The 12,134-nt window shown below is 35.1% G+C and carries 12 protein-coding genes; 4 read left to right on the top strand and 8 right to left on the bottom strand.

From position 1 onward, the window contains the following. Together ABX784_RS12025 and ABX784_RS12020 are read left to right on the top strand one after the other, a co-directional pair. Positions 1-381, top strand: a 381-nt coding sequence (locus ABX784_RS12025; RefSeq protein ID WP_372655290.1) for a peptidylprolyl isomerase, incomplete at its 5' end; no start/stop codon positions are given. A gap of 524 nt (positions 382-905) precedes the next feature. Beyond that, positions 906-1,904: an extracellular solute-binding protein gene (locus ABX784_RS12020; RefSeq protein WP_372655289.1), complete on the top strand. Its 999-nt coding sequence runs from the start codon at positions 906-908 to the stop codon at positions 1,902-1,904. A 96-nt stretch (positions 1,905-2,000) separates the two neighbouring features. Here ABX784_RS12020 and ABX784_RS12015 read toward each other — a convergent pair whose 3' ends face one another. The 8 genes from ABX784_RS12015 to ABX784_RS11980 form a co-directional block, all read right to left on the bottom strand. Further along, positions 2,001-2,282, bottom strand: coding sequence for a cytochrome C oxidase subunit IV family protein (locus tag ABX784_RS12015; RefSeq protein ID WP_372655288.1), 282 nt, complete (start codon positions 2,280-2,282; stop codon positions 2,001-2,003). Positions 2,283-2,297: 15 nt separating this feature from the next. After that, positions 2,298-2,978: an SCO family protein gene (locus tag ABX784_RS12010; protein WP_372655287.1), complete on the bottom strand. Its 681-nt coding sequence runs from the start codon at positions 2,976-2,978 to the stop codon at positions 2,298-2,300. A 6-nt stretch (positions 2,979-2,984) separates the two neighbouring features. Next, positions 2,985-3,881, bottom strand: a complete 897-nt coding sequence (locus ABX784_RS12005) for a cytochrome c (protein WP_372655286.1) — start codon at positions 3,879-3,881, stop codon at positions 2,985-2,987. A 9-nt stretch (positions 3,882-3,890) separates the two neighbouring features. Then, positions 3,891-4,472, bottom strand: a complete 582-nt coding sequence (locus tag ABX784_RS12000) for a heme-copper oxidase subunit III (protein WP_372655285.1) — start codon at positions 4,470-4,472, stop codon at positions 3,891-3,893. 16 nt (positions 4,473-4,488) lie between these two features. After that, positions 4,489-6,216 carry a cbb3-type cytochrome c oxidase subunit I gene (locus tag ABX784_RS11995; RefSeq protein WP_372655284.1) on the bottom strand — a complete coding sequence of 576 codons (1,728 nt, stop codon included), beginning with the start codon at positions 6,214-6,216 and terminating at the stop codon, positions 4,489-4,491. A gap of 36 nt (positions 6,217-6,252) precedes the next feature. Further along, the gene (locus ABX784_RS11990) at positions 6,253-7,047 is read right to left on the bottom strand and encodes a cytochrome c oxidase subunit II (protein WP_372655283.1); all 795 of its coding nucleotides are present in this window, start codon (positions 7,045-7,047) and stop codon (positions 6,253-6,255) included. Positions 7,048-7,158: 111 nt separating this feature from the next. Next, positions 7,159-8,982, bottom strand: a complete 1,824-nt coding sequence (cyoE, locus tag ABX784_RS11985; RefSeq protein ID WP_372655282.1) for a heme o synthase — start codon at positions 8,980-8,982, stop codon at positions 7,159-7,161. 27 nt (positions 8,983-9,009) lie between these two features. Next, a complete protein-coding gene (locus tag ABX784_RS11980; RefSeq protein ID WP_372655281.1) occupies positions 9,010-9,978 on the bottom strand; it encodes a heme A synthase in 969 nt (322 codons plus the stop codon). A gap of 150 nt (positions 9,979-10,128) precedes the next feature. Here ABX784_RS11980 and ABX784_RS11975 point away from each other — a divergent pair, with 150 nt between their 5' ends. Continuing rightward, the gene (locus tag ABX784_RS11975; protein ID WP_372655280.1) at positions 10,129-11,229 is read left to right on the top strand and encodes a tryptophan 2,3-dioxygenase family protein; all 1,101 of its coding nucleotides are present in this window, start codon (positions 10,129-10,131) and stop codon (positions 11,227-11,229) included. Further along, positions 11,222-12,134, top strand: a 913-nt coding sequence (locus ABX784_RS11970) for an aminotransferase class V-fold PLP-dependent enzyme (RefSeq protein WP_372655279.1), incomplete at its 3' end; no start/stop codon positions are given. The genes ABX784_RS11975 and ABX784_RS11970, both read left to right, overlap by 8 nt.

Genomic DNA, 12,134 nt, shown 5'->3' with positions numbered 1-12,134 from the left:
CTCTATCCAAACGATGCTCCAAACACCGTTACAAGATTCCTTCAATTGGTCCAAGAGGGCTTCTATGACGGGCTAAAGTTCCATCGAGTACATCCAAAATTTCTTATTCAAACTGGTGATCCAACAGGTACAGGTAACGGCGGAAGTGGAGAAAAACTTAAGGCTGAATTTAATAAACTACAACATATTAAGGGAACAGTTGCGATGGCGAGGAAGCCAGAAGACGTTGATAGTGCGGACTCTCAGTTTTACATGGCCCTCACAACTTTATCTCATTTAGATTTAAATTATACTATTTTTGGTCAAGTTGTAGATGGTTTAGATGTCTTAGATCGTATAAATTTGAACGATAAAATCATAACGATCTCTATTCAACTCTAAAAAATCCTCTATTTTTGGACTCAAAACCTAGAAAAAGTTCTTTTTTCTGGTCTTGAGTCTTTTTTTTTAAATATTTTTCAAAAAAATTCAAAATTTATTATTATTTTTCTAAAATACTTACAAATTATTCAATTTTTTTTTATTTTTTTTCAAAATATTCATAATTTTTTTCAATTTTTTTATTATTTATTTTTTTTATTTGAATACTTCTTCTATTTTTTACTTCTTTTTCTATATTTTCTTTAAATATTCATTTTTTTCTTATTTTACTTAGCCTCTTTTATTACAAATAAAAAAAAGAATACATCTACTATCCACCTTTTCTCTTTCTTCTATATAAAATCTACTACTTTATTCATAACCATTAATATTCAGATCACTCTTTCTACTTTTTCTCTTAGTAAGACCTATATTCTATTCTCCTTATCTTACTTTATCCAATTTGTTACACAGTCGCGACTTAAGTTTGACAAGCCAAACTTGTTTTCATATAAAACTTCCAAACAATCACTATGGAGTTATTTATGAATTTTAGTTTAAAAGTATTACTTCTTTCATGCACACTACTTACGTCTTTAAGTGCTGCCGAAAAAACATTAACTATCTACTCTGTTTATCCAGGAGATAAACTTGAAGCTGTCTTTAAACCTTTTACTAAAAGAACAGGAATTGCTGTAAATGTTGTTTCTGCAAAAAGTAAATTTTTAATAGATAGAATAAAGAGAGAAGGTGAAAATACTATTGCTGATTTACACTTAGATAAAGATCTTGTTTATCATACAACAGCAACTCAAAAGGGAATCTATCAACCTTTTAAATCAAAAGTAGTTGAAGAAAATGTACCAGCTAACTTTATAGAGACTAATAAAAATTGGTTCACAATTTTTTATCGCTCAAGAGTGATTATGTATAATAGAGATCTTGTTTCACCAAGAGAACTTTCGACTTACTCTGACCTTGGTAATAAAAAATGGAAAGGTAAACTTTGTGTAAGAACTTCAAACAGTACTTATAGCCAAGCACTTTCTGCATCTATCGTTGCACACCTTGGTTCTAATAAAGCTCTTAATGTTTTTAAATCATGGGTTGCAAACTTTGCAATGGATCCAACGTCAAGTGACCGAGATGTCATTCGCGCTCTTGCTGCTGGAAAATGTCACGTTGGTTTAGTTAACTCTTACTACCTTGCTCCTTTTATTGAAGCAGACTCAGAATATCCAGTTAGGCCATTCTTTGCTAATCAAGGATTTTCAAATGCGCACGTAAATGGAGTTGGAATTGGTATTACGAAATATTCTAAAAATGTAAAAGAAGCTACAATGCTTTTAGAATATTTAAGTTCAAAAGAAGTTCAAGCGCCGGTAGCTAAAGCTTTTGATCAATACCCTGTTAATCCAAAGGCCCCTCTAAGTCCTACTCTTGTTGACTTTGGTTCTTTCGAAGTTGATAAAATTAATGTTGGGACAGTAGGAAACTTAGTTGAAACAACAAAAGAGTTAATGCTTAAAGCTGAATATAAATAATCACTTTAAGAAAATTTCTGCAGCTTGTTCTTTCAAGCTGCAATAAAAAAAGCTCCAAACTGGAGCTTTTTTTTATATCTAAAATGTCTTTAAAATTTATCTAAACATTGATTCTGCGATCAAAACCGCTGCATAAAGAAATGCTGAACAAGGAACTGCAGCTATCCACTTCATCCACTTTGTTTCTTCATTTAAGTGCATATAAAAGTATGCAACAACAAATGCCTTACCTAATGCGAGTCCTACAAGAGAAGATGCTTTTAAGTAGTAAGCTATATCTAACTCAGGAATTAAAATCTCAACTCCAGTTAAAATAGTAAGTACAAAGAATATAATAATATATAATTTCTTATGACTATGGTGATGAACTTCTGACATTATAATTCTCCTTATTTATTTTTCTAAACTATTTGCAAGCAAACCAACATCAATCATCATTTGATTAATACTGTGCTTATCTGTTTCATAATAACTGCGAACGTACCCACTTTTATCAACAAGTACAAACTTCTCACTATGAGCAATATCAATTAAAGAAACTTCTTCGCCGTCAACATTCCCCGTTATCGGTTCTCGCTTCCCCATTGGAACTTTAAAGCCATCTATAATAGTTCGCTTTAGATCGGCTTCAGAACCTGTTAAAAACGTCCATACGTATGGATTAGCATGTCTTTTTCTAGCAAACTTAAAAAGAACTTCTGGAGTATCGTACTCTGGGTCCACTGTGTAAGTGACAAGAGCAATATTTGTTCCAAGTCCTCTTACTCTTTTTTGAATCTTATCCATCTTTTCCATTAGAGCTGGGCAAGTTGTCGGACAACTTGTGAAAGCAAAACCTGCAATGTAGATTTTCCCTTCTAAGTCTTTACTTCCAAAAGGCTTATTAAAACTATTTGTGAGTGTATACTCTGGAACTTTATAAAGTTTCGGTAAAGGTGGAGGAAGTTCTCTATTTATTGATTTATAAATTGGATATGAGAATGTAAAAGCAATAAATAAAAACCAAAAAAGCTTGTTTGCCACAAGCTTTTCGATAAAAGTATTTTTTCTAACGTAACCTACTGTTGTAGACATTTTTACCTATTTTCCAAACTTTTTATTTTCAGCTTTGATAGCATTCATCAAATCTTTTCTAAGTTGAGTATCTTTCATGTCCATTAAACTTTTAACATAATAAGAGACTGCCCAAATTTGATCATCAGTAATTGTATCTTTCCATGCTGGCATTGATGTTCCACCAATACCATAAGCTATACGCTTAGCAAGATCTTCAACAGTACGAGCACTTCTTACAGAGTCCCAAGTAAAATCTGGTGGAATATTCTGGAATCCCCATTCAGTCTCTTGTGGCTTTTGCTGATATGAAGTCATATCTATTTCTCTAGGGTCTTCTTCAGTTATTTTTCCTAACTCTTCAACACCGATATAAGCTCTGTGACATGATTGGCAATTCGCTTCACCGTGATAGATCGCTTTACCTTTAGCAATCGCTGCAGACTTATGAGCTAGTCCGTATGGATCCTTGATCAATACAACATGTGCACCAAGTTCTTTATCTTTACCTTCCCACACCTCAGGTGCAAAAGTTTTGATATATTGAACAACTGCATTTTCTTGCTCAGGCTTTAAGTCCCATGGAAGCATCGCTGTTCCATTTAAACCTTTTTTAAGTAACTCAAAGATATCCTTATCATGAGGTAACTCTCCAGAGAGTACGTGACCAAACTTAAAGATACCTTTAGTAAAATCTCTTGGTGGTACTTTCATACCTTTTGAAGCAACACCTTTTCCGTCACCGTTAACACCATGGCAAGGCATACAGTACTCAGTATAAATGGTCTTACCCTTATTTAAAGTTTTAGCAGTTACATACTTACCACCAGCGAAGATTTTATCTTCACGAAAGTGACTTTCACTACAAGAAGTAAAAGCACCAAGGATAAGAAGAGTTAAAATTAGCTTAGCCATATTCTTCATGTCATTCCTCTAAAATAAAAAAATCGTTATATACATAATTAACCAAACAACACCTAAGAAGTGCCAAAATTTCCCGATATTAAAAACTCTATTTTCAAGTTTTTCTACAGAGACACCTTCTTTAAGCGTTGGTACCAAATAAAATAATAGAAACCATGCAACCACTACATGAGCAGCATGAGTCCATGTAAAAGAGAAAATGATCGATGGAAAGATTCCATCTTGAACATAAATCCCTTTTGAGTGTAAATCACTCCAAAGCATTGCTTGAGCGACCATAAAGGAGAAGCCTAGGACCATCGTAAATGACAGCCAAAGTTTCTTTTCAGCATTCTCAACTAAAAACAACTTCTCATATTTCCAAAAAGTAAAACTACTAATTGCAATTACAATAGTACTAATCGTAGGAAGAAAAAGATCTACCCTTTCAAATCCCATTGGAGGCCATACATCAGACGTTAATCTAAAAACTGTAAAACCTAAAAGTAATGAGGCAAACAGCATTGAGAAAGTGACTAAAATTACAGTCATAGCGATGGAAGACGTAATCTGTCTTCCAACTCTTTCTTTTGTTAATGTTGTGTTACTCATTACTGTACTCATTTATCTACACAAGCTCTTCAGTTTGATATTGAAAGTCTCTTTCACCTGTTAGATTTGGATTCCCATATTCATGTGGTCCACACTTAACAACAGGAATTTCCTTGAAGTTATAATGTGGAGATGGCGATGGAATCGTCCACTCTAAAGTTCCAACTTCCCAAGGGTTTGCACTGGCCTTTTCCTTCTTGAAGAAAACAGCGTGTACAAAGTTAATCACAAAAATTATCTGTGATAGACCCATGATAATTGCAGACCAAGTAATAAAAGTATTAATTGGAATCATTCTTTCCATAAATTCATAAACAAATGGGTTATAAAGTCTTCTATGCATACCTGCATAACCAACAACCATCATTCCCATGAAAATACCATTTAGACCTAGCATTGTGATCCAAAAGTGAACCTTGGCCCAAAACTCATTCATCATAGTTCCAAACATTTTTGGCATCCAGAAGTACGTAGCGGCAAAACCACCAAGAAGAACAGAAGCTGCCATTGTGTAATGAAAGTGACCAACAACAAAGTAAGTATCATGTAAGTAAAGGTCAGTTGTTACTGTCGCAAGGTAAAGACCTGTAAGACCACCAAGACCGAAAACAAATACTACACCAAGAGAGAAAAGCATTGGTGAATGGAAACGAATTGAACCTTTCCAAATTGTTCCTAGCCAGTTTGCAAAAAAGATTGCCGATGGAATAGAAATTGTCATCGTCAGAGTCATAAACGACTGAGTTAACAGCGGAGACATCTGAGTTGTATACATATGGTGACCATAAACAATAGTTGAAAGAATTGTAATTGTCGTCATAGATAGAGCAGTTGCCTTAGCTCCAAACGCTGGCTTTCTAGCAAAGAATGATAGAAGGTCAGAAACAATCCCCCAAGCTGGAAGAATTAAAATATAAACTTCCGGGTGACCAAAGATCCAAAAAACGTGTTGGAAAAGTATCGGATCACCTGTTCCTGAAGTTGCCGCAGCACCCGCAAGGAAGAAAGCTGTTCCAAAAACTCTATCAAATACTAATAGTAAACAACCTGCACCAAGAACTGGAAGGAAGATCGCATTTAAAATTGCAGTCAATCCTAATCCCCATACAGAAAGTGGCATATCGAAATATCCCATCCCTGGAGCTCTAAGAGTAATGATCGTTGTAATATAGTTAATTGCACCCATTGTTGAAGAGATACCAAGAACAAAAATAGCTAATGTCCAAAGAGTCTGTCCTACACCAGGAGAACCAATTAATGTTGAAAGTGTTGGGTATGATGTCCAACCTCCAGCGGCTGCCCCAAGTGGTGTAAATAGACCAGCAAGAAGAAGTACTCCTGAAGCAACAGCAATATGAAATGAAAGCATATTCAATAAAGGAAATGCCATATCTCTTGCACCAATCATCAAAGGAATAAGGTAGTTACCAAATGCTCCAATAAGTATCGGCGTAATTGCGTAGAAGATCATTATCGTACCGTGCATAGTAAAAAGCATCGCGTACGTATCAGGTGGAACTACACCGCCTGTAGAAGGAAATAAGAAATTTCCAATTACTGGGAACGGTTGTCCAGGAAACGCCAGTGTCCAACGAATCATAAGGGCCATCATTCCCCCGATTCCTAGGAATAGGATTCCATACCAAAGAAATTGTTTTCCAATCACTTTATGGTCGTAAGAAAAAATATACTTCGACAAGAAAGTTGTTGGAGCATCATGGATATGTTGTTCGTAAAAAGCCATTGCTCTATATCTCCTTAATAACTAATTCGTTTAATCTTACCAAGTCCAAGGCCATCCCCAATATAAATCAGCATTTTCGCGATCATTCTGGGCAATTGCTTTGTCTTCTGCTTCCGTCATCCATTCTTCAAAATTAGCTTGAGTGTATGAAGTTAAGTAAGCTTTCATTCTATAGTGATAAGTTCCACACATTTCCGCACAAGCGATGTTGTAGTAACCATCTTTAGTCAGCTCAAACCATAGTCTTGTAATACGACCAGGTATTGCATCAACCTTTCTTCTTGTATTTGGAAAATACAGAGAGTGAATCACATCTTTAGAAACAACTTGAAAGATTACTTTTCTTCCAATTGGTAATCTAAGATCATTCAACTGAACAACGTCATCCTCAGTATTAAACACACCATCACGACCAGCATATCTAAAATGCCAAGCCCACTGTTGTGCCATTACTTCGACTCTTAAAGGCTTCTCATCTTCTTTAGGCCAATTCGCGAATACTTCTACGTAATCCTCGTTTGAAATCCTAGTAATATTCATATCGATTCCTAAGAATACTGATAATCCAATTACAGTAAGAACAATGATGTGAACCTTTTTGTTCCCGTAAGTGTAGTAGGCTTTCTTATTTCTCTTAGCACTATAAAGGTAAGAGAAACCAAAAATTCCAATACACACCAAAACGAAGAAGAACAAGTTCAGGTAAGTTGTGAGGTTAAAAAGCCAATCAATTAAATGGCCATTAACAGAAATGTCCTCAGGAGTTTGCATTCTCTCCCAAAGAGTCCAAGTTTTTGCAGTATTTGCAACTGCAGCAGATAAAACAGTCATAGATAAAACCTTTCAATAAACTATGAAGTTAAAAATTATTAAATTAGAGATCTAAGTCACTATATTCTATATATAAAAGTATGATAATTCTAGATTCTTCTACTATAGATTTCAGCTAAAGAAAATCAAAGAAGATAAAAGAATTGGAAGATAGACAATAGATGCTAAAAAATACTGCCTTGCCCAACGATCAATCTTCGATTCAGTGTCTTTAAAAAACCCAAAAATAGATAAAATTATGAATAAAATACCTAAAACTAATGCTGTATTTAAATAACCAACGCTCGCATAGCCGATTGCATAAGGCCCAAGAGAACTTAGTACTAATATAATAGTATATATAAAGATATCTCGTTTAGACTTATCAAATCCTGTCTTGTTTGGATAAACTTTAATACTACCTGCGTCATAATCTTTTGAGTAATAAATCGCTATTGCTAAGAAATGTGGTATTTGCCAAATAAAAAGAATTGTAAAAAGTATGATGGCCATAGCATCAATCTTGCCGGTTACAGTAGTCCAGCCCATAACAGGTGGAATTGCACCTGGAATTGCTCCAACAAATAGTGCTAATTCACTCTTTAATTTCATTGGGGTATATGCAAATAAGTATAGAACTGCTGCAATTAATGAAAGAATCATCGTTGGCCAGTTAATAAATATAGCTATTAATGGAAGAGCAATACAGATCATTCCATATCCAATAATCAAAGCAGTAGATGGCTTCATTCTTCCTGATGGAAGTGCTCTATTCTTTGTTCTATCCATTAGCTTATCGACATCTCTCTCAATGTAACAGTTAAGAGTTGTTGAGCCACAAACGACCATTGTCATTAATATTAAAGCATATATAGCTTTGAAAAAATTAAGCTCACCTGGTGCTGCAAAAATTCCAACAACAATAGTTAGTACTACAAGTACACCAAGTCTCAATTTTGTAATTTCTAAAACATCGCTAATGAATGTGTGCTGGTTTTCCCCCAGTACTTCTTTTTCACTATAACTAAGCTTGTTTCTTAAGCTCCATAGAGACCAAATAAGGAGTGTCGCTAAAGCAAGGTGAATCGTTGTTGGAGCAACACTTACGCTGTACTTAGAAACAAGTGAGCCCGATATGGCCTGAAGTAAAGTAAGTACTATTACAAGAAGGCCATGAAGACCTAGAGAGTTTTTAAAACTTTTAGAAACACCCTTGAACTTTAAACTTGAAAGATAAACTCTAGAGCAATTCCAAATAACAGTGAACAGTGCAATTACAGCAAAATACTTATGTGCAAGATTTAGCTGAACTTTAGGAATTGATGACCAATAAAGAATCTCATTTGATGGGTAATGCACGCACTGAAGAAAAAACTCTCCAGCACCACAAATCTTCCCTGCACCACTATGTCTCATTACTGCTCCAAGAAAAACTTGTATAGCAACAGCGAGGAGTGAAAAGAATATCCCATCTTTTAAAGTCGGATCAAAGATAGCTTTAAAGTCCTCTCTTCCCACCTTAAGAGTGTTATTTGAAACGCTTGAGTCGTACTCTTTTTTCATTGAAAGAAGACTACAGAAGTAAATCAAACTAATACATAAGTGCGTTGTAGATATTAATGTTGGAAGCTTATAAAAGAATGTTGAAGCCCCAAGAGCTCCTTGTAAAATAACAAGAAAAAGACAAGCAAATGTATATTTATAAAATTTATTATGACTTTCTTTAAGCTTTCTTCCAAAGATGAAGATAGCAATTGAAAGAAAACCTATCCCCGTTGCAAGTAATCTATGGAGCTGCTCTAGAAGCTGACCTTGGGTTGAGCTCTTAGCTATAATACTCCCATAGCACAGAGGCCAGTCAGGACAACTTAGTCCTGAGCCAGTGTTATGAACAACTCCACCCAAAATAATTAGGGCGTAAGTAAGAATAATAGTAACGTTGATTAATATATGCATTATTTAAACTATATACTCTCTAACAAGCTACTCTTCAAGAGCTGTTGATTTTGAAACTAAAGTGAATAAAAAATACTGAGCACAAGCGAGCATCAACCCAAACAATAAATGGACAGGCTGGGCAGCTGGTGGAACAGAACCATAAGCAAGAGTTATTCCAGATAAAATATTTACTAGCACAATTGCGCAAGTAATCTGAGACCAGCGCATGACTCGAGAATGAATACTGCCTAACTTAGACACTTTCATAAATAAAACAACGTGAGCAATTACTATTAGAGCAGAGTATGAACGGTGAATAAAATATTCAAGCCCCAGTTTAGATATCCAAAGGTCTCTCGAGACTCCATCATGAGATAAGTGATCAATCCCTTCCCTAACTTGAGTACCTAAAATAATTTGTCCAAAAGTAAGTAAGATTATAAAAACAAGTAAACTCTTTATTGGCTTTCCCACTTCCTTTTTTAAGTGAAAAATTAGATTATTTTCATCCGAGCGAACCTTTGCTTCAATCAATAAAAATACTGTTGCAACGGCTGCTAACATATGAAGCGTAATAATCACTGGCTTTAAGTGTGTAGAGACTACAATAGATCCAAGCCATCCATTAAAACCTACAGCAAAGACAGTTGCCCATGATAAATAAATAATAGATTTATTCTCATTCTTATAACTTGATGAAGCCAGCGCCATCAAAAAGACTAGAATTCCAGTAGTTGCGCCGACTAATCTGTTGATATACTCAATCCAAGTTTTGACAGGGTTAAAGTCAGCGATAACTTTACCTGCAACTTTATATTGTTCTTTATAATCGACAGGAAGTTCTGAAATACTCATTGGAGGTATGTACTGCCCAAAACACTTCGGCCAATCTGGACACCCTAATCCAGAGCCAGTACTTCTAACTAATCCTCCAACTAAAATGAGGAAAAAAAGTGTGAAAATACAAATACTTAAGAGTTTCCTAAATTTAGGATGACGATTACTCGCGAACATTTTCTCTCCAACTAATTATTTTGAAGTAGAGTTATCAAATCTAATGCTATAGGGCAATCAAAGTTCACAAAACTGAATATTGTACAGATTGATATTTATTTTCATTTCCCCCTAATTTAGTTAATCTTTAAAAAAAATAAGGAAATATACATGGCCAAGAAACCTCATGAACCTGTTTATTATGGTGATTATCTTCAACTTAATAAGTTACTTGATACCCAGTATCCAAAATCTTTAGAAATTGAGAATAATGAAGCTCATGATGAAACTTTATTTATAATTGTTCACCAAGTATATGAACTCTGGTTTAAACAAATTATCCATGAACTAAAATCAATTGTGACAATGTTCTCAGGGAAAACTGTTCAAGAGAGAGACTTAACAACTGTTGTTGCCCGTCTTGAAAGAATCACAAAAATTCAAGGACTTCTAGTTGACCAACTTGGAGTTATGGAGACTATGACTCCAATGGACTTTCTTGAGTTCAGAGACCTTTTAGTTCCAGCCTCCGGATTTCAAAGTGTTCAATTTAGAGAAATTGAAGTCCTTATGGGCCTTAAGACAAGCAATAGAAAAGAAGTTGATAGAGAGTACTTTCTCGGTCGCCTAAATGACGAAGACAAAAAAAGAATTTTAGAGATTGAGTCATCCGCTTCTATACTAGAGCTAGCAGAGTCTTGGCTAGAGCGTATTCCATTTACTAAGAGTGAAAATTTTGACTTCTGGAGCGAGTACGAAGAAAAAATTAATTTGATCTTAGATGATGATGAAAAAATTATTCATGAAAACCAGGCCACTCTAGACTCTAGAGGGATGGCCATGCAACTTGAAAATTTAAATGCAACCCGTGAAACGTTTGCATCCCTTCTAGATGACACTAGACATAATCAGCTTATCGAAATGGGTAAGAGAACTCTCTCAAGAGACGCAACTTTAAATGCACTCTTCATTCTTCTTTATAGAGACGAACCTATTTTACACTTACCTTATAAATTCTTAACAACTCTAATGGATATGGATGAGCTATTCACCACTTGGAGATATCGACACGCCCTAATGGCACAAAGAATGTTAGGAACAAAAATTGGAACTGGTGGTTCTTCAGGGCATCACTATTTAAAAATGGCGGCAGAAAACAATAGAGTCTACTTAGATTTATTTAACCTCTCTACTTTTCTAATACCAAGATCAAAGCTTCCAACTCTTCCTGAAGACATTAAGAAAAACCTAGGATTTCACTTTAATGAATAAATACCAAAGTCTCTACTCAAGATTTTTAAAGGCCAATGAAGGAAAACTTCACTTTGCCTGTCATAGTCACCACTATTGGCCTGACTGCACAAGAGAGGCCCAGCTAGAGTATTGGGAAGACTCGTGCAAAATGATTGATAATAAATGGGAGTATATACTCGCAGAGAAGGCCGTTCAGGCCCAGAACCTACTTAGCAATAATTTGAACTTTAATAGACCAAAAGATATTACCTTTGCACCAAATACTCATGAGCTAGTCACAAGAATTCTTAGCTCATTTACAAAAAAGATAAAACTATTAACAACGGATTCTGAATTCTATTCTTTTTCTAGACAGCTTAACCGCTACATTGAAGAGGATCTAGTAGAGGTCACAATTGTTCCAACTCTCCCGATAGAAACATTTCAAGAAAGGTTCATAGAAGCTAGTTATAAAGGCTTTGACGTTGTCTTTACTTCACATGTCTTTTTCAATAGTGGACTTGCGGTTGAAAACCTTAACCTTCTAGTAGAAGAAGTATCTAAGAATAACTCTACTATAATAATAGATGGCTATCATGGCTTCATGGCACTGCCTGTTGATCTCTCAAAAATAGGCGATAAGATATTCTATATAGCAGGAAGCTATAAGTACGTTGGAGCAGGAGAAGGTTGCTGCTTTATGACTATCCCTAAAGATTGTAAACTTAGACCTCTCAATACTGGCTGGTTTGCAGAGGTTTCCTCTTTAGAGAATGTTAACGAAAATAGTGTTGCTTACCCTAGAGATGGGATGCGATTTGCTGGCTCTACTCTTGATTATACTTCACTCTATCGTCTAGTCTCAGTATTGGAGCTTTTTAAAAGTGAAAATATAAATTCATCACTTATTCACAAACACGTACAGAGTTGTCAAAAGAGCTTTT

The organism is Halobacteriovorax sp., assembly GCF_041587335.1.
In the GTDB taxonomy this organism is placed as follows: Bacteria; Bdellovibrionota; Bacteriovoracia; order Bacteriovoracales; family Bacteriovoracaceae; genus Halobacteriovorax.
The sequence above is the reverse complement of the archived record's forward strand: the minus strand, read 5'-3'. Positions and strand labels throughout refer to the sequence as shown.

What these genes read in the sequence shown, in the direction of transcription:
- ABX784_RS11990 (WP_372655283.1), bottom strand. Translation starts at nt 7,047, where the DNA reads ATGACTGTTTTATCTGCTGCAGTTGCAAATACTGCAAAAACTTGGACT.
- ABX784_RS12000 (WP_372655285.1), bottom strand. Translation starts at nt 4,472, where the DNA reads ATGAGTAACACAACATTAACAAAAGAAAGAGTTGGAAGACAGATTACG.
- ABX784_RS12020 (WP_372655289.1), top strand. Translation starts at nt 906, where the DNA reads ATGAATTTTAGTTTAAAAGTATTACTTCTTTCATGCACACTACTTACG.
- ABX784_RS12015 (WP_372655288.1), bottom strand. Translation starts at nt 2,282, where the DNA reads ATGTCAGAAGTTCATCACCATAGTCATAAGAAATTATATATTATTATA.
- ABX784_RS11980 (WP_372655281.1), bottom strand. Translation starts at nt 9,978, where the DNA reads ATGTTCGCGAGTAATCGTCATCCTAAATTTAGGAAACTCTTAAGTATT.
- ABX784_RS11975 (WP_372655280.1), top strand. Translation starts at nt 10,129, where the DNA reads ATGGCCAAGAAACCTCATGAACCTGTTTATTATGGTGATTATCTTCAA.
- ABX784_RS12005 (WP_372655286.1), bottom strand. Translation starts at nt 3,881, where the DNA reads ATGAAGAATATGGCTAAGCTAATTTTAACTCTTCTTATCCTTGGTGCT.
- ABX784_RS12010 (WP_372655287.1), bottom strand. Translation starts at nt 2,978, where the DNA reads ATGTCTACAACAGTAGGTTACGTTAGAAAAAATACTTTTATCGAAAAG.
- ABX784_RS11995 (WP_372655284.1), bottom strand. Translation starts at nt 6,216, where the DNA reads ATGGCTTTTTACGAACAACATATCCATGATGCTCCAACAACTTTCTTG.
- cyoE (WP_372655282.1), bottom strand. Translation starts at nt 8,982, where the DNA reads ATGCATATATTAATCAACGTTACTATTATTCTTACTTACGCCCTAATT.